The organism is Lysinibacillus sp. FSL K6-0057 (assembly GCF_038630885.1).
GTDB classification, from domain to species: Bacteria; Bacillota; Bacilli; order Bacillales_A; family Planococcaceae; genus Lysinibacillus; species Lysinibacillus fusiformis_F.
In genome coordinates this window covers 2,351,889-2,370,355 of the sequence record NZ_CP152047.1, presented here as the reverse complement: position 1 = coordinate 2,370,355, position 18,467 = coordinate 2,351,889, and the positions used below count along the sequence as shown (strand labels likewise).

At 41.6% G+C, this 18,467-nt stretch carries 16 protein-coding genes and 2 riboswitches; of the genes, 6 read left to right on the top strand and 10 right to left on the bottom strand.

The window, feature by feature from the left end:
- The first annotated feature begins 173 nt into the window (after window positions 1-173).
- Window positions 174-2,015: a methyl-accepting chemotaxis protein gene (locus MHB40_RS11570; protein ID WP_342443572.1), complete on the top strand. Its 1,842-nt coding sequence runs from the start codon at window positions 174-176 to the stop codon at window positions 2,013-2,015.
- 269 nt (window positions 2,016-2,284) lie between these two features.
- Here MHB40_RS11570 and msrB read toward each other — a convergent pair whose 3' ends face one another.
- From msrB to MHB40_RS11545, 5 genes are all read right to left on the bottom strand, one after another.
- The gene (msrB, locus tag MHB40_RS11565; protein WP_205443354.1) at window positions 2,285-2,713 is read right to left on the bottom strand and encodes a peptide-methionine (R)-S-oxide reductase MsrB; all 429 of its coding nucleotides are present in this window, start codon (window positions 2,711-2,713) and stop codon (window positions 2,285-2,287) included.
- Window positions 2,706-3,239 carry a peptide-methionine (S)-S-oxide reductase MsrA gene (gene msrA / locus MHB40_RS11560; RefSeq protein ID WP_342443571.1) on the bottom strand — a complete coding sequence of 178 codons (534 nt, stop codon included), beginning with the start codon at window positions 3,237-3,239 and terminating at the stop codon, window positions 2,706-2,708. The genes msrB and msrA overlap by 8 nt, the downstream gene beginning before the upstream one ends.
- Window positions 3,240-3,251: 12 nt before the next feature.
- Window positions 3,252-3,833, bottom strand: a complete 582-nt coding sequence (locus MHB40_RS11555; protein ID WP_205443351.1) for a YpmS family protein — start codon at window positions 3,831-3,833, stop codon at window positions 3,252-3,254.
- A 4-nt stretch (window positions 3,834-3,837) separates the two neighbouring features.
- Window positions 3,838-4,767 carry a GDSL-type esterase/lipase family protein gene (locus tag MHB40_RS11550; protein WP_243456161.1) on the bottom strand — a complete coding sequence of 310 codons (930 nt, stop codon included), beginning with the start codon at window positions 4,765-4,767 and terminating at the stop codon, window positions 3,838-3,840.
- Between the two features lie 851 nt (window positions 4,768-5,618).
- Window positions 5,619-6,461: a DegV family protein gene (locus tag MHB40_RS11545; protein ID WP_342443570.1), complete on the bottom strand. Its 843-nt coding sequence runs from the start codon at window positions 6,459-6,461 to the stop codon at window positions 5,619-5,621.
- A gap of 275 nt (window positions 6,462-6,736) precedes the next feature.
- On the opposite strand from MHB40_RS11545, the gene MHB40_RS11540 reads away from it, so the two are divergent.
- Entirely contained in the window at window positions 6,737-7,372 is a 636-nt protein-coding gene (locus MHB40_RS11540; RefSeq protein WP_016993322.1) for a hemolysin III family protein, read from the top strand.
- Between the two features lie 43 nt (window positions 7,373-7,415).
- Here the strand turns inward: MHB40_RS11540 and MHB40_RS11535 are convergent, their stop codons facing one another.
- On the bottom strand, window positions 7,416-7,892 hold the full coding sequence (locus MHB40_RS11535) for a dihydrofolate reductase (protein WP_342443569.1): 477 nt from the start codon (window positions 7,890-7,892) through the stop codon (window positions 7,416-7,418).
- Between the two features lie 160 nt (window positions 7,893-8,052).
- On the opposite strand from MHB40_RS11535, the gene MHB40_RS11530 reads away from it, so the two are divergent.
- The 3 genes from MHB40_RS11530 to MHB40_RS11520 all read left to right on the top strand — a co-directional run bounded on the left by MHB40_RS11530 (window position 8,053) and on the right by MHB40_RS11520 (window position 10,811).
- Entirely contained in the window at window positions 8,053-8,970 is a 918-nt protein-coding gene (locus MHB40_RS11530) for an alpha/beta hydrolase (protein ID WP_342443568.1), read from the top strand.
- Window positions 8,971-9,032: 62 nt separating this feature from the next.
- Window positions 9,033-10,229 (top strand): class I SAM-dependent rRNA methyltransferase, encoded by a 1,197-nt coding sequence (locus MHB40_RS11525; protein WP_342443567.1) that lies wholly within the window; start codon window positions 9,033-9,035, stop codon window positions 10,227-10,229.
- A gap of 81 nt (window positions 10,230-10,310) precedes the next feature.
- The gene (locus MHB40_RS11520) at window positions 10,311-10,811 is read left to right on the top strand and encodes an amino acid oxidase (protein ID WP_342443566.1); all 501 of its coding nucleotides are present in this window, start codon (window positions 10,311-10,313) and stop codon (window positions 10,809-10,811) included.
- Between the two features lie 65 nt (window positions 10,812-10,876).
- On the opposite strand, the gene MHB40_RS11515 is transcribed toward MHB40_RS11520, so the two are convergent.
- From MHB40_RS11515 to MHB40_RS11505, 3 genes are all read right to left on the bottom strand, one after another.
- A complete protein-coding gene (locus MHB40_RS11515; RefSeq protein ID WP_342443565.1) occupies window positions 10,877-12,865 on the bottom strand; it encodes a S9 family peptidase in 1,989 nt (662 codons plus the stop codon).
- A gap of 71 nt (window positions 12,866-12,936) precedes the next feature.
- Window positions 12,937-13,614 carry a precorrin-3B methylase gene (locus tag MHB40_RS11510; protein ID WP_342443564.1) on the bottom strand — a complete coding sequence of 226 codons (678 nt, stop codon included), beginning with the start codon at window positions 13,612-13,614 and terminating at the stop codon, window positions 12,937-12,939.
- Window positions 13,615-13,666: 52 nt separating this feature from the next.
- Window positions 13,667-14,659: an ABC transporter substrate-binding protein gene (locus MHB40_RS11505; RefSeq protein ID WP_342443563.1), complete on the bottom strand. Its 993-nt coding sequence runs from the start codon at window positions 14,657-14,659 to the stop codon at window positions 13,667-13,669.
- 166 nt (window positions 14,660-14,825) lie between these two features.
- A riboswitch (cobalamin riboswitch) is annotated at window positions 14,826-15,013 on the bottom strand.
- Window positions 15,014-15,171: 158 nt separating this feature from the next.
- Between MHB40_RS11505 and MHB40_RS11500 the strand changes: the two genes are divergently transcribed.
- Window positions 15,172-17,109, top strand: coding sequence for a translation factor GTPase family protein (locus MHB40_RS11500; protein WP_342443562.1), 1,938 nt, complete (start codon window positions 15,172-15,174; stop codon window positions 17,107-17,109).
- A gap of 150 nt (window positions 17,110-17,259) precedes the next feature.
- On the opposite strand, the gene MHB40_RS11495 is transcribed toward MHB40_RS11500, so the two are convergent.
- Window positions 17,260-18,015: a hypothetical protein gene (locus MHB40_RS11495; RefSeq protein ID WP_342443561.1), complete on the bottom strand. Its 756-nt coding sequence runs from the start codon at window positions 18,013-18,015 to the stop codon at window positions 17,260-17,262.
- 226 nt (window positions 18,016-18,241) lie between these two features.
- Window positions 18,242-18,426, bottom strand: a riboswitch (cobalamin riboswitch).
- Window positions 18,427-18,467 lie beyond the last annotated feature (41 nt).

Sequence of the window (18,467 nt, the reverse complement as noted above, 5' to 3'; positions counted from 1 at the left end):
ACTACTATATTTTACCCACTTATGATTTTAGAACTATTTTCATGGTCGGTCCTGACTTTTGTCATAGTTATTTTATCTGAAAAATTTTAATTTTTAGAAATAACGATAGAAAAATCTAGCAAAATAAGATAAAATTGAAATCGACTATTTAAAAAAATAGGAAGGTGATGGCGATGAAAAAGACTAAAAAAACTCATGATACAGCGAAAAAACGCCCGTCTCTCTTTATTTTTAGCTTTTTTAAAAAGAGGAAAGCTTCTACACAAGGGGAAACCGGGAACAATCCCCCTCCTATTAAAGAAAAACGACAACGTTTTTACCATTTAATTCGGGGTAAAGTGCTTATTATGTTTGCACTTCTTATTGTAATTAACGGTATAATGGGTATATTGTCCTATGTCAATATACAAAATTTGCAGCACCAAATGGAAGACTTCACAAAGAAAAATGTGCAGGAGCAACTAACGGTGAATCAACTTGCCTACGAGATTGCTAGACTGACCAATTTAGAACAATCATATTTGATTACTGGTAACGGCATTTATTCCACTTCTTATCATTTAAAAATTGATACCATTAATAAAAAGTTAGCTGCTTTGAAAGATCAATTTCAAGATCGACAAGTGGAACTAGGTCATATGCAGGCAATCGAACAATATTATAAAAATTACCTTGATTATTCAGATAAAGTTATGACAATGCGTGATGAGCTCGGTCTTGAGCAGGCTCGTAAGCTGATGATGGGTGCTACTGGGGAAACAATGAAAACGCATATCGATAAAAACATCGAGACCATCAATACCGTCATGGACGATTCCAATAAAACAAAATTAGACAAGCTTAACCAGCAGGTAAACCTTTCGATCACGACGTTCTTTCTTGTATCAATCGTTGGCTTTTTAGCGATTGTGATTTTTGGCTTTATGCTATTTAAATCACTGAAACGTAATACACAGGCGATTAATGACTCTATCCTTGATATTGCACAAGCTGGCGGCGATTTGACAAGACGAGTAAATGTACGTAATCGTGATGAATTTTCGATTATTGCAGCCTCAACGAATACGTTAATCGAGTCGATTTCCAACTTAATTCGACGCGTAAGTGAATTGGCCGATCATGTATCAAGCAGTAGTCAGGAACTGATGTCGTTAGCAGATGAAAATGCGCGTACAATTCAGGATATTGCGGATGCGACAGCTGATATTGCGAGTGATAGTGACAATACAATTTCCAGTATGAATAGTGCACAGCAAAAAATGAGCGACTTAGAGCATTCGATGCACCAATTAAATGAGCAAGCGAGTGCTGTCCATCGTGCCTCTGTTGCCATGCAGCAAGCAGCCGATGAAGGTAGTCGCTCTGTGGAACAATCGTCACTCGTGATGCAATCCATTGAAGAAACAATGGCTTCTACAACGTCTACTGTGGAGGCATTAGGTCGTAAATCGGCGGATATTACGTCCATTATCGGTACGATCACGGCCATTTCTGAGCAAACAAACCTTCTCGCTTTAAATGCGGCGATTGAAGCGGCGCGCGCTGGCGAGCATGGACGAGGCTTTGCGGTCGTAGCCGATGAGGTGCGCAAGCTAGCAGAGCAATCCCAAAGTGCAGCAAAAGAGGTTACATCGATTGTCACATCCATCCAAGATGAGGTCACATCGATCATTGCCCAAAATCATGAAGGTGTGACAACGGTCATCCGAGGCGTTGAAGTGACCAATGAAACAAATCAATCCTTAGCCAATATTTTGTCGCATACCGAGGAAACAACATCCATCATCGCAGCCATGGTGGATAAAATTGCGACAACACTTGAAAATAGCAATGCGGTGGCAAGTGACTTCATTCATGTCAATGCCTACGCAGAACAATCCGCGGCCAACACCGTGACATCTGCAGCAGCAGCCACACAAGGCTCCGCATCCATGCAGGAAATCAACGCCGCAGCCACTGAGCTCGCCCAACAAGCCGATAGCCTACGCAACCTCGTAAGCGAGTTTAAAGTTTAAGATTTTTGAATTGGAGAGGGAGAACCAATATTTTCGATTGGTTCTCTTTTTTAATTTATAGCGCTATCCTTTACTTTGAACGTTCTATCCTTCTATCTGCGGGTTCGCTTCCTAATTCGCAGGGCTATCCTCCACTTCCAGCATTCTATCCACTACTTTTTCAGTTCTATCCTCTACTTTTAGAATCCTATCCTTCTATCTGCTGTTTCTCCCCCTCACTTTATAATGACACAAAAAAACCTAGCAAGGAGCTACCTTGCTAGGCTTTACTATTTAAATAATGCTAGGTATTCGCCATAGCCTTCTTTTTCTAAATCTTCTTTTGCGATAAATCGAAGCGCTGCTGAGTTTATGCAGTAGCGTAAGCCGCCTTGCTCACTTGGGCCGTCTGGGAAGACATGTCCTAGATGGGAATCCGCTTCTTTGCTGCGTACCTCCACTCGACGCATGCCGTGAGATGTATCGAAATGCTCGGTTACCTGTTCTTTTTCAATCGGCTTTGTGAAGGCTGGCCAGCCACAGCCGGAGTTGTATTTATCGAGTGAGCTGAATAAAGGCTTGCCAGATACAATATCTACGTAGATGCCTTCTGCAAAATGGTCATCGAATTCATTGCGAAATGGTGGCTCAGTACCATTTTCCTGTGTCACATAATACTGCATTTCAGTTAATTCTTTTAAACGCTGTTCTTTACTCATGCTTATTCCCCCAGTGATGCTCCTGAAACGCTCGTCGACCGGATCCAATCGAATAGCGTTCATAGTGCATTGGATTTTTCTTATAATACTGCTGATGATAACCCTCAGCCGGATAAAACGTAGTGGCTGGTAAGATTTTTACCATAATTGGTTTACCAAACTTGCCAGACGCTTGTAAATCCGCCTTTGAACGTTCAGCTAGCTCACGTTGTTCTTCGTCATGATAAAAAATGGCCGTTGTGTAGGATTCTCCACGGTCGTAAAATTGCCCGCCTGCATCTGTTGGGTCAATCAATGTCCAATAAATCGCAAGTAACTGCTCGTAGCTATATAATTCATCATCAAATGTGATTTGTACAGCCTCTACGTGCCCTGTTGTTTCAGAGCACACCTGTTCATAGGTAGGATTCACAACATGTCCACCTGTATAGCCTGAAATCACAGAATCAATGCCGGGTGTTTCGTCAAAGGGCTTGACCATACACCAAAAACAGCCTCCCGCAAATGTTGCATATTGCTTTGCCATTCATTTCACTCCTTATTCACCAGGAACAATAATTTCCAATAAGATTTTATCCTTTGGTAAGTCCAACTCTTTAGCACGTACACGTGATCCAGAAGCAATGTTAATGCGCGATAAATCAATATAAATTTCGGCTTTATTCGGATTCACGGTAATCCATGAGGGAAATTCCACCGAATCGCGCATGATTTTCATCGTCGTCTCCGGTGGAATGTTTAATAACCCGACATTCATGCCCGTCTGTTTTAAAATAATATTCCCCTTGTCATCCACAATGGGCTCAAAATTCATGGAAATAGGGATTTCCGTATAAAATACCGTTAGTGTGCTGCGTAATTGAATATCATCCCCAATTGTGAAATCAAGTGGTAAAGGTGAGCCTTTCGCTGCATCCTTTAAATATTTTTTTGATATCGATTCTAATTCCTTTGTTGTGGTTTGCACCACGAGTACATTCCCTTTGCTTTCACTTTCACCTGCTGAACTCTTCGCAACATGGACGCCATCCACTGGTCTAGTTGCTAAAAAAACGACGAGGAGGATTGCAAAAAGCACTGTGCCCGCTAAGGCGAAAAACGCGACTTTCCATTTATTCATTTTGTCACTCCTCGAAGCCTATTGCCTTGTTAATCTTTTTTTCCATACCACACTGCTCCATTGCTGCTAGTATACGCTCTGTCATTTTTTCATACCCCTTTGCATTGGGGTGGAAAAAGTCTGTATGATAAACGAGCTCTTCATTTGAATCAAACAAATCTTCTACTGATACGTAACAAGCATTGGAATCCTTGCTGGCTACTTCCTCAATCACATTATTCCATTCTGTGATAATCGTATCAAATTCATTCGCCTCATTGGTCACAATCGAAAAGGGATTATAAAAACCAATGAGTAATAAGGGCACTGTCGGATTTTTTGCGCGAATGCCTTCTACGATTTTGCTGTAACGTTCTTTATAAGCCAGCAATTCCTTATCAAAAGCGTCACGCTTCAAGTTAAATAAATCCTGCCTGACGACCTTCATGACATCATTGCCACCCATTGTTAAGGAAATAAACTGTGCTTCTTGCAGCTCTTCATCATAATGCCCTTTTTTCACTAATTTTAGTAGCTGATCGCTGCGTCTACCACGTTTGCCCCGATTATCGACCTCCACATCCGAGATCGAAGGCCATGCGAGCAATGAATCTGCTAATCTTCCAACATAACCGTCTTGACTATACTCATCACCGACACCATCTGTCAACGAATCTCCCAGTGCCAAGTAATGTAGTTGCTTTGCTTGTTCTTCATCAATTTGCGATAAATCCTCTGCTGATGGCTCAAAAAAATGTTCAAAAATTTGCGTCAACATATTCTTAGATGTTTTTTCCTCATCTTCTGTTTGTTGCTCATCCTGCGGCATATCTTGCTCCGTTCCTGCTTGCTCACCTTCAGGCTCTGCTTGCGGATTCGGTTCATCGATTGAAATTGCACAACCACTTAGTACTAAGACGGTCAAACACGACAACATAAATCGCCAAATGTCCATTTGACCACCTTCCATCCCTTTCTATTACTTCTATTATAGAATAGTTTATGCCGCAATGAAAAGTGACTTACCCTTAGTTCTCCATAATTTTGTGTTCTTGCCAAATTTCCTCACTCCATCATGGGGTGTATGTATGGATAATGTGTGTTTATTCAGTGTACCTTTATGCGGAAGTGATGGTAATTGGGAGGATTACTGATTGTATTTGTTGGCAAAGTGATCACTATTTAATTGAAGACGATCATACTTAGTGGTTAGACGCTCTGCTTTTTTTAAACCCGCTCTTATCAGGTGAGAAAGCGATCACAATTTGTTTGAAGCCGCTCTTACTTAGTGTTAAACCGATCATCTTTGTAACGAAGCCGCTCTTACTTAGTGGGGAAACGCTCACAATTTGATCGGAGACGCTCTTTCTTGGTGGCCAAGTGATCACCATTTAATCGAAGACGCTCTTTCTTGGTAGCAAAGTGATCACTATTTAATCGAAGACGCTCTTTCTCAATGGCAAAGTGATTACCATTTGACCGGAGACGCTCTTTCTTAGTAGCAAAGTGATCACCATTTAATCAGAGACGCTCTTTCTTGGTGGCAAAGTGATCACTATTTAATTGGAGACGCTCTTTCTCACTGGCAAAGTGATCACCATTTAATCGAAGACGCTCTTTCTCGCTGGCAAAGTGATCACCATTTAATCCAAAACGCTCTTATTTAGTCGGAAACGGATCACGGGTTAATTAAAATGGCTCATCTTTGGCTCAAAGCCACTCATCCCTGGTGTGAAAGTTATGGTTGCTACGAGAGCAACGTATAAAAAAAGCCACTACATTTACTTATGTAGTAGCTCCTTCCTATTATTCTGCAAAATAAATAAAACCGATGGCTCCTGGACCTGTGTGTGTCGAGATGATTGGGGATGTAAAGGCAATTTCTACATCGTTAAAGCCTGTGTCTTCGATTAACGATTTTAATGGGTTGCCCATCGTTACTAGACCGTCTGCATGGGAAATGCCGACTGCCTTAACCATTTTTCCGGCTGTGTCTGCTTGGAATTGTTTAAATAAGAAATTGACTACTTGCTTATGACTACGTACTTTTGACACAGGGTTATATACGCCCCCTTCAAGGTTGGCAATGACTTTGATGTTTAGGAGAGAACCGATAAAGCCTGTTCCTTTACCGATTCGACCGCCTTTAATTAAGTTTTCGAGCGTGTCCACAATCACATATAAATGCGTATTGTCTCGTACCTTTTCTAAACGTGCCACGATGTCTTCTACTGTTGCGCCTTCATCACGCATGCGGATTGCCTCACGTAGTTGGATAGCCAAACCAATCGCGATAAAGCGAGAGTCAATGACTGTCACATCGGCATCTGTCATTTGTGCTGCTTGACGTGCAGATTCTACTGTTCCACTCATGCCGCCTGTCATATGGATGGAGATTATTTGATCACCATCTTTACCTAGCTCATCATATAATTCCTTAAATTTCCCTGGTGCTGGCTGCGAACTTTTTGGTAAGTTTTTCGCATTTTTCATTAAGCCTAAAAATGACTGTGGCTCTAAGTCCACACCATCTGTATATGTTTGACCATCAATTTGAATCGTTAAAGGCACGATATGTATTCCATGTTGTGCTACTTCTTCTTTTGTTAAATCACAAGTTGAGTCCGTTACTATATGAATTCGTCTCACTTCGACACATCCTTTTACTTCATTAAAATTTATTATATAGACTAATGAATCATTATGTAAACATGACATTTGTCATTAGGCAAAACCTTGTCCTCGCTTGCATGTAAACGCTACCTTGGATACTATAGCGTTTTCGCCTACCTCTTGTCTATCAATGCCCCTCAAAGATTATGACAGCCTTATGACATTTTTGATATGAAATATATGACAAATGTAAATGTTCATGTACAAATTATTGGGGTATAGTAAATGTATGAACGAAAGGAGTGTTTCAAATGGTTGATTCATTTGACTATAAATCATGGAGGGAAGAGCTGTGGAATGCCATTACACATGGTATTGGTTTCATCGCTAGTATTCCAGCACTGGTTGTTCTACTGTTAGCAGCCGTACAAACAGGAAATGCCCTACATATTACAACCTTCAGCATTTTCGGTGCGTCTGTCATCATTCTGTTTTTAATGTCTACCTTGCTACACAGTATGCCAGAAAAATATAAACACTTTTTCGCTATTTTGGACCATTCGTCCATTTATATTTTAATTGCCGGCACCTATACGCCATTTTTATTAATTGCCGTTGGTGGTACTCTAGGATTGACGTTGCTATGTATTATTTGGTCACTGGCTGTGCTTGGTGTGCTGTTTAAATGTTTCTTTATTAATCGCTTTGAAGTACTTTCATTGATTTTTTATATCGGAATGGGCTGGTTAATTATATTTGCCATTAAGCCTGTTTATCTGTATTTAGGATTACATGGCTTTGCTTTACTGCTAGCTGGTGGGCTGTTCTATACGATTGGGGCCATCTTTTATGCATGGCGCTCACTGCCCTTTAACCATGCGATCTGGCACCTCTTTGTGCTAGCTGGCTGTGCCTCTATGTATGCATGTGTTTATTTTTATCTATAATAAAAGCAATCGCTCCCTTCACAATGAGCGATTGCTTTTTCGTTTATTTACGTTCAAAAATTTGATATTGGAATGTATAGCCTTCTGGTGCTGTTTCAGGCTCCTGTGAAGAGACTTGAACAAAATCCTGTTCATAGCTTGGGAAATAGGTATCTCCCTGAAAGGCGTGATTAATTTTTGTGATATACAAGCGATCAGCCATCTCCATCACTAAACGGAAAATCTGCTCGCCACCAATAATCATCACCTCAGGTACATCTCCAGCTAGCGCTAAAGCCGCTTCCAAGCTTGTCACGATTTCAATGCCCGCTGCCTGATAGTTTTCATCACGCGTAATGACGATGTTGCGTCGCCCTGGAAGTGGTCGACCGATGGATTCAAATGTTTTACGTCCCATAATCATAGGCTTGCCCATTGTTTTTTGTTTAAAATACTGCAAATCCCCTGGTAAATGCCACGGCATCCCATTGTTATAACCGATGACGTGGTTGTCATCATGTGCCACAATTAAAGAAATCATACTGTCCCTCCAAATACGTTCATCCCTTTTATTATAAACATAATGCGCTGATTTCACCTCATTTATAAATAAATAAACTTTTTCTAAATCAAATCCTAGTAAAATTATACGAATAGTTTATAATAGAAATAACAAACCTCACGATAAAGGAATGATGAAGATGACTACTTTAAGAAAAGAAGCTGTTCACTATATAGAAGCTCAGCGCACTGGTACACCTTATTACAAAGTGACACCACAGGAAGCGAGAGCTATGCGTACGGTTACGCAATGGCAATCCGCCCATAAACCGAAGCTAGCATCCATTGAGGATCACAACATTACGGTGCGAGATGGCGCGCAAATTACAGTTCGGCTTTATACGCCCGTTGTCAGTAAAGCATTACCAGTTATTGTTTATTACCATGGTGGTGGCTGGGTCTATGGCAATTTAGAATCTGTCGATGCAGGCTGCCAGCTATTAGCAGATCAGGCACAGGCGCTTGTGGTGTCAGTGGATTATCGTTTAGCACCCGAATACCCCTTCCCAACACCCTTACATGATGCCTACGATAGCTTAGTATGGGTGCATGACCATATTGAAGCAATAGGTGGAGATGTAAGTCGATTGTCGGTTGCTGGGGATAGTGCAGGTGGAAATTTAGCTACAGTCGTTGCGCACTTAGCTACTGCACTGGATGGTCCAACGCTACAAGCGCAAGCACTGATCTATCCTGTGACAAATGTCGATTTTTCAACAGTATCCTATCTGGCATATGGTGAAAATTACGGCTTAGATGCACAAGCCATGCAATGGTTCTCTCAGCACTATACGGAGGAAGCAAACTTTACGAATCCATTTGTGTCCCCTCTTCAGCTAGAGGATGTCCGTAACATGCCAAAAACACTGATTATCGCTGCAGAGGCAGATGTTCTCTTTGATGAGGGTCTAAGCTATGCACAAAAGTTAAAAGCTGCTGGTGTGGCAGTCGAGCATATTACAATGCCAGGATTAATCCATAGCTATTTCAGTAAAATGAATTATTTTGAAGACGCAACAATTGAAACCGTGACAAAAATTGCGCAATTCCTGAAATAAGCTTGGCTATCCTGCTCAAACAGTGCGATAATAGAGCAAAACGTTTTTTAAAGGATGACACTATGACACAAATAATGGCACTACAAATACAACAGCCCTTTTCTGATCAATTAAAAAAAGGCTACCCTCTTATTTCAAAGGAAGCGGTCGATGCACGACGTCTACCTGCTGAGCAAGGAACACTCCTAAAGCTCATGGATCACCATAACCGTTTTATTGGAACAGGTTACTACGGAATCCAAAATAAAGGGATTGGCTGGGTGCTAACGACCGATGCGAATGAAACCATCGATAAACCTTTTTTTATGAAAAAATTCAAAAAAGCCATCGACAATCGTGCTGCATTCTTCAACAATGAAAACACAACAGCTTTTCGTGTATTTAACGGTGAAGGAGATGGCATCGGCGGTCTAACGATCGACTTTTTTAACGGCTACTACATGGTGAGCTGGTATAGTGAGGGTATTTACTCATTTAGAGAAGTGGTTTATGAGGCGCTTGCTGAGACAGTGAACTACCAAGCGATTTATGAGAAAAAACGCTTTGATAGCAAAGGACAGTATATCGAGCAGGATGATTTTGTGATGGGCACGCCAGGCGAATTTCCCATCATGGTAAAGGAAAATGGTATGACCTATGCAGTGCATTTAAACGATGGTGCTATGACAGGGATTTTCCTTGATCAACGTGAGGTGCGATTGGCTATTCGTGAGCGTTATGCGAATAATACTGACATGCTGAATACGTTCTCCTATACAGGAGCATTTTCTGTGGCAGCTGCTCTAGGAGGTGCCATCAAGACAACGAGTGTAGATGTAGCCAAGCGCAGTCTAGCCAAAACGATTGAGCAATTTAGTGTCAATCATATTGATTATGAGGCACAGGATATAAAAGTCATGGATGTCTTTCATTATTTTAAATATGCGCAGCGTCATGCTTTACAGTTTGACCTTGTCGTTTTAGACCCACCTAGCTTTGCACGTACGAAGCAAATGACCTTTTCAACGGCAAAGGACTACCCTAAATTACTGAAGGACACGATTGCCATTACCGCTAAAAACGGCATCATTGTGGCTTCCACAAATAATGCTAGCTTCGGTATGAAAAAGTTCAAAGGCTTTATTGACCAAGCATTTAAAGAAACTCGTACACGCTATAAAATCGTGGAGGAATACGGTTTGCCGAAGGATTTCCGAGTACAACGTGAATACCCTGAGTTTAATTATCTGAAGGTCGTGTTCATCCAGAAAATCGACTAACCCATCGAGAATCACACCTTGTTGTGATTCTTTTTTTATGTGATGAACACAACGATATCGTGAGAAAAAAGGAGGATAATTGTGAAAAAATTTTTATTCATATTAAGTTTGTTAGTATTAGTTGCATGTTCAAATGATGAAACTAAATATGATGGAGCGCCTTTAAAAATGGCTGTAGTTGGTACTATCCCTGAATTAAATAACGAAAAAATTCATTTCGAAACCATTGCATTAGATGAATTTAGCGAGGATACATTACATATTTCCACAAATTTTGATGCTGTTATGATAACACCCATGATGTTTGAAGAAGCATCAGCTGATAAATTGGTTAAAGCTTATGAAAACGCTAAAATCCCTATTGTTTTTTTTGATTCACCAAAACGTCATTTTCCATTTACAAGAGAAGGAACTACATTTGAAACGGCTCATTGGGAATCATTAAAGAACGGTTCTCATACAACAATTTATTTATATGATCATGATGCAAATCGAGAAGATGTTTGGTATTTCTATATGAAAGGTGAGAAAGGGTTAGATATCCTTTACAAAGAGATTTTTCAAACGATTGAAACGTTATAAACAATCATACAGGGCTTTTCTATTAAAAATAGCCTAAGAAGCTATGCTCTTCTTAGGCCACCCTATTATAGATATTTCACAAACCAATCACGAATATATTCAAGTCGATTAATTCGTAATGTGGGCTTGCCGCTCCTTGATAGTTCATGATTCGCCTCAGGGAAACGAACGAATTTTGTTTCTTTTTTCCGATACTTTAAGGCAATAAATAATTGTTCTGCCTGCTCAATTGGACAACGATAGTCTTTTTCACCATGTAAAATCAATAATGGTGTCTCCACATTGTCTACATATTTCAGCGGTGAATGATGCCATAGCTTCTCTATATCATCGAGTCCTGCTTGAATTTGCCAGTCTGTAAAGTAATAGCCGATATCACTGACACCCGCAAAGCTAATCCAGTTTGAAATGGAGCGCTGCGTCACAGCCGCTTTAAAGCGATTTGTATGGCCCACAATCCAGTTGGTCATAAAGCCACCATAGCTTCCACCTGTTACACCAAGACGGTCTTGGTCAATAAAATCATAGTGCTCCAAAGCGTAGTCTACCGCTGCCATTAAGTCTGCATAATCATTGCCACCATAATCGCCACGTACTGCATCCACAAATTTTTGGCCATAGCCATGACTACCACGCGGATTAGTATAAAGCACTGCAAAGCCTTGTGCAGCAAGGATTTGAAATTCATTAAAGTAGGTGTTGCCATACATCGCATGTGGACCACCATGGATTTCAAGAATAAGAGGATACTTCTTCCCTTCTTCATAGCCAACTGGCTTCATGATCCAGCCATTGACTTTCCAGCCTTCAGCGCCTTCCAATTCAATACTTTCGGGAACAGCTAATGTTTTGGTCTTTAAAAATTCTTCATTAATTGACGTCAACTGTTCTTTGTCACCTGTTTTTAGGTTTACATAAAACAAATCGCCTGGGTTTGTCGTTGTGCTAATCGCTACAATAGCCTGATCGTTTTGCGGATCAAGTGAAAAGCCATAGACATATTGATCATCATGAATCGCTGGGTAAATTTCGCCATCTACATTTCCGAAATAAATCGCTGCATTGCCGTGATCTGTGACTTGGAAGTAGAAGCTATGATTATCATTCATCCATTGCACGCGTGGTGACGCTACCCCTTGTAGAAAATCACCGATGACAAAATCACCGACAGGCGCATCGAATTCACTTGTTACACAGTTTAGCAGTTTTTGCTCCATGTCATATATCCATAGCTTCGCTTGTGTGGCATTTTCAAATTCACGCTCTCCGCCTACAAAAGAAAGGAATCGGCTATTCGGAGACCAAGCCGTTTGGTAATATGCACCAGAGCCTTCTGTTAGCTTGCGGCTCTGTTTAGTTTCTAAATCCAATAAAAAGATATCCACATTAAATGAGAAATCCAAATCCTCCGCTTTATCGGCTAAGTACGTAAGGTATTTGCCGTCTGGCGACCATGTACCGAGATGGAAGTACTCTTTTCCCTCCGTCACTTGCTCTAGCTCTCCTGATTCCACATTGACAAGGGCAATATGGATAAACTGCTCCATATCAATAAATCCACCAGCATCCGATTTGTGCTTCATTTTCTCGATTTCTAGTGGCTTGAGTTCTTTATCCTTCTTCTTCTCATCCTCCGCTTTATCTTGGATGGTTTCATCTTTCCCTAGGACGACTGAAAAAGCAATTTTCTTGCCACATGGGGACCAGACAGGGGATGTCGCCCCATTTTTACAATGTGTCAGCTGTTTTGCCTCTCCACCTGCTTTCGATAGCACATAAATTTGCGATTTACCTGTTCTCGTTGACAAAAACGCAATTTGGCTGCCATCTGGTGACCAAACAGGGGAACTTGTTCTATCCTCACCAAATGTCCATTGCTGTGGCGTTTTGTCCTTCAAGTTTATGTAAAATAAATTCGAGATATAGTCGTTTTTCTTCTCGTCCATACGAGTCTCTACATAAACTACCTCAGTTCCATCGGGTGATAGCTGTGGATCTGCTACTGATTTTAAGTGATAAAGATCTTCTGGTTGAATCCCTTGTTTCGATGTCATGTTCTTGCTCCTTTGTATTGTAATTTTCTGTGCCTTACTACAATACTTCGACACCCTAAGTAATATTCCTGCTATTTAATAGAATTTTTTACTAGTTCCCAATATTCTGCGGACTTGGTTCTGCGATAAAATTTATAAAAGGGTTCATTCGGGCGAGCATGCTCTTTATAAAGGCTTATCATGTGCAATAAAAAATCTTCAATGTGCTCGACACCTACCCTTTTAGCGAATAATGTGCCAGCCTGTGCCTTTGCCCCCATCGGCACAGCACCTAAATAGACATCAAAGCTTTCCTGCTGATACACGAGCCCAATATCATCATAGACTGCATTGTAGCAGGCAGATGCACAGCCATTGATATTGACACGTACTCTTGCAGGTACCTTGATCCCCTCTAAAGCATGATAAAGATGTTCAGTTATCGGAGCAGCCTCCATTTTCTCACCATCACAAAAATCGCAAGCCTTCATGGCAATAATGGAGCCAGAGGACGCAACATAAAGACCCGCTTCCTGTAAGGCTTGCACAGCTTCTGTCGCATCGCTCGTTGGAATGGATACGAGAATACTATAGGAGGCGGAATACTTAATCGCACCCTTTTCGCCAGCAATTTCGGCTATTTTTTGAAATTGCGCTGGCGTATAATGCTTATTGATAATGCCAGGGCTAACTGCTAGACGGGTAAATTCACCCTCACGGTTTAGTGTTTCAAATGTTTGATCTGGTACGTTTTTTTGAAATGCGTTCATTGATATCGCTCCTTATGAAAAAGGAGCTAGCAAAGCGCTAGCTCAAATTGGTTTAAAAGTTTTCAGGATAGAAGCCCTTCGCTAAAATTTCAATGGCCTCTGCCGCACGAACCCCTTCAGATGCTGCTGAAAGTGGCAGGATGACAAAGTGATCATTCTTGACAGCTTCCATCTCCTTTAATGCTGGATCATTTTTTAAGAATTGGATCTTTTGTTCTGCCGTTGTTTCACCATAATCAATCACGACAACAACCTCTGGATTACGATCTACTGCATCTTCCTTCGACACAGTTGTCCAGCCTGATTCCACATCACCAAAGATATTTTGACCACCCGCGATTGTCACCAGCTCATTCATAAAGTTTTGACCAGCTGTAAATACATCCTTTTCACCGCTATCAAACACAAGAACACGTAATTTTTCGCTATCTTTTGGTAATTTAGCTTGTACTGCCTCTACATCTTTTGTCATTTGCTCAATTAAAGCTTCGCCACGATCTTCGATACGGAAAATCTTCGCGATATTGCGAATATCAGTGAAAATATCTTCTAATGTTGGTTTTGTCATGTTAGAAGCCGTATGTAAATACGTATGAATGCCTAATTCTTCAAGCTCCTCTGGTGTGCCAACGCCCTTTTCACCAAAGCCACTTTTCCAGCCTGCATATAAGAAATCCGCCTCGGCATCAATCACTTGCTCCTTCGTTGGGTATTGGTCAGAAAGCACAGGGACTTTATCGTATGCCTCTTGCAGGGGCTCATAGATTTTGTCATCTAAGTAAGCCGTCCCAACCATAGAATCCTCTAAGCCAAGCGCCAGCATAATTTCTGTCACATGCTGATTTAAGCTAATCGCTTTCGTAGGTGCTTCCTTATATGTTTGGCTTGTGTCATTATTTTCAATGGTTACTTCTGTTGCTGCCTCAGATGGCTCAACCTTTTCACCTTGTGCTGCTGATTCAGTTTTGTCCTTTGCATTACAAGCCCCTAAAATAGCGACCAAGGCAATGATCATCATCAGCCATATACTTTTCCATTTCTTCATGTCCTTTTCTCCTTTGTTGTTAAAATATAGAAAGAAATCAGAGACTTCTTTACTACCCATGTGGTTGGAAGGGCATAAAAAAAACCCTCTTGTCGCCAAGAGAGTAGCATAGTGAAATAACGGTATCATCATTACCTTTATCACTATCCCCATCCTCGTGGTTCTTAGTCAAAAAACACATACTGGCAGGTATCCTGGCTTAGGTTCATCATCTATACGCCTTCCCATAGTTTTACTACAGTGGCATGCTGTATAGACTCCCCATTTACAGTTGCGGGACAGCATCGGAATTGCACCGATTTCCCTTTTAAGCAAATGACAAATGCCATTTGCACCAATACGTTCTATTATGGTCAATACTATTGATAGACTAGCGTAGTATGACGCTAATTATGCAATCATCACTATATTAGCACTATTTCGACAAAAATACGAACTATTTTACAAGAATTATATATGCGAGTATTCTGTTACAATGAAAAGATAGCAATCTATAGAAACGAGGATTTCTTATGTACAAAACAATCGGTGTACTGGCGCATGTGGATGCAGGGAAAACGACCTTCTCTGAGCAAGTGCTTTTTCATACAAATAGTATTCAAGCCCGTGGTCGAGTCGATCATCAGGATACCTTTCTTGATAATCATGAGCTAGAGCGCAGGCGTGGGATTACGATCTTTGCCGAGCAAGGTCGCATGAGCATTGGCGATGATACATACACATTGATTGATACACCTGGGCATGTCGATTTCTCCCCTGAGATGGAGCGTGCCATCCGTGTGATGGATTATGCCATTATTATCATTAGCGCAGTCGAAGGGATACAAGGCCATACTGAAACCGTGTGGCAGCTTTTACGTAAATACCATGTCCCAACCTTCTTCTTTATCAATAAAACGGATCGTGAAGGAGCAAATGTAGGAGCTGTCATGAGCCAGCTTCGTAAAGATTGCTCTCAGCATGTGTTGTTCGTCGATGAACCGCTGCGAGCAGATTATGTGTCAAATAGCATCATGGAATGGCTGGCGGAGCGCGACGAAAAATTGCTGGATGCCTTTCTGAATGAGTCATTAGAGCATGAACCATGTCTTGCTCAGCTACAGGCCATGATTAAAAACGAATGTGCTTTCCCTTGCTTTATAGGCTCTGCCTTAAAGGATGAGGGCATTCAGGAATTTCTTGACCAGCTTCCCCTGTTAACGGCTACCCAATTTGAGCAGGATGTCCCGTTTGAAGGAGAGGTTTTTAAAATTCGTCATGATGGGCATCAGCGTTTAACCTTTATGAAGGCTGTCAAGGGCTCCTTACATGTGCGGGATGAATTTTCATTTGGTGAAGTGACGGAAAAAGTGACAGAAATTCGCCTTTATAATGGCAGTCGCTTTGAGACCGTTCAACAGGTTGAAGCAGGAGAGATTTTCGCGGTGAAAGGGCTGAGTCAGGCAAACATTGGAGATCGAATCGGTACAACGACGCTAACACAGCCCTATGAGCTTGTCCCAACGCTACAGGCAAAGGTTCAATATGCGGGCGATCAGCATATCAAGGAAGTGCTACAGATTTTCCGTTTAATTGAAGCCGAAGAGCCTTCTTTACGTGTCGTTTGGCAGGAAAAGTTCCAGGAAATCCATGTCCATATTATGGGTGTCATTCAATTGGAGGTCCTGACAGAGGTATTAATGAGACGTTTTTCATTAGCCGTCTCCTTTGGCGAGCCGCAAATTTTATATATGGAGACCATTGCGACGAAGGTGACAGGCTATGGCCATTTCGAGCCACTCAAGCATTATGCGGAAGTTCATTTATTAATGGAGCCAAATCCACGTGGAACCGGCAATACCTTCAGCAATGCCTGTCATGCAGATCATTTATCCGTAGGCAATCAGCGCCTTGTTGAAAAGCACCTGTTTGAGCGCGATCATCATGGCTTACTTACAGGCTTCCCTGTAACAGATGTTCATTTTACGCTTCTAACAGGTCGCGGGCATAATGAACATACATCGGGCGGCGATTTCCGAGAAGCTAGTTTCCGTGCGCTGCGCCAGGGACTAGAGCAAGCCCAAAATGTTCTACTTGAACCCTATTATCGTTTTAAAATGAAGGCTTCAAACGACTTTATCGGCCGCATGATGACTGACGTTCAGCAAGCAGCAGGCACATTCGATGACCCGATATTATCCGAAACAGATGTGGTGCTAACAGGTCGCGCGCCCGTTGCCACTTTAATGAGCTACAGCACAACCTTTGCTGCCTATACAAATGGAAAAGGCGCACTCACACTCCAATTTGATGGCTATGATATGTGCCATAATACAGAGGAAGTGATTGCACAGATTGGCTACGATAAAAATGCCGACCCTGAATATAGTTCCTCTAGTATTTTTTGTGCAAAGGGCAAAGGATATACGGTTCCGTGGCATGAAGCTCAGGCAGCCATGCATTGTTTATAGGGCAGGAGTCGGCCTGCTCGCTCGGAGGCGTTTTGCTTGCTTCCGCGGGTATTCTTCGCTCAAGCGCGAGTATTTCTTGCTTGAACGTGAATATATTTCGATCCTGCATTTAAATGAAAGCAAGCCCTCCATAAAACGGAGGGCTTGTTTTTATAGTGCACCGACAGCTTTCTTTGTTGGTTTGTCCATCAAATAAGCGGGTTCTACTATCACGTAGTCATGCTTGTTCGTAAAATCAATCAGTACCTTGCCTGGGTGACTTTTTAAAATTTGCAGATGATCAATTAATTGCAGTAAGAGCTCGTGCCCATTGCCGCGTGGATGCCAGTTGAAGTGATAATCATTTAACGCTTGCACCGCTTCAATAAACTGGGCATATTCCTGCTGCACGAATGCGATGAGTTTGTCATGGTGAGGTGCCAAATCGTGTAAATATGTTTCATAAAAGCGCATGACAATCGAGCATAATAAGTCATTGACACGAGCGGCACTTAAAACAGGCTTTGGCTCCAATGTTAGACGATCAAGGTTAGGCTTTGCGCGTGTTGAATCAATGCGCGTAATTAAGTGATACGCTTCCCCATTGACTTCATAGACAATCGGATTGGTCGGCATATACATCATAAAATGATTGGTCTTTGTTTTCAGCTCATCTGTTAATGCTGCCTTTGCCAATAGATGACCGTCCACATCCCCTTTTTGTATCCAAATAATTTCTTTATTATATAAGATTTGCTCAAAGAAGCGATCGTTGCGTATCAGCTTCGTTGCTAATAATTGATCGATCAGCGATTCGACCACCATTCTTGTTTTCGCTTTCTTGGCAACTTCTGTGCGTGGTTGCTTACAAATGTTCATATCTTCATAAGGCGTTTCCAGCGTTGTCGTTACATGAATATTCGTCATACGTGCATCCCCTTTGCGTACATATTTTCAAAACAAAAAGGACTCCCTACGTTTTGAGGAAATCCTTCGCTTTATCTTCTTTCATCACACAATGCCAAACAAACCCTAAGTATGTGTGAACGAGTCCGATTGTGAACCCTTTCATTTACTATGGGCGTTTGACGTACTGTGACGAACAGAGCATTCTGTTTTGTCAACATGCCACCTCCTATTCCTCGTAGGTTACTGGTGTGTACTCATAACAGGCAGGTCTCCTGACTCATGGTCATCGCTTCCTTTCTCCTTCCCGTCCAAAGACAGTGGTTGCTGAAAAGTCGCTCACATTTACAGTTGCGGGACAGTGTCGGATTTGCACCGACTTCCCTTTTAAGCAAATTGCACGCAATTTACACCTATTACTACACGCTATTCAGTTGGTAAGGAAACGAGAATACCTCGTTTTCCTATTAAAG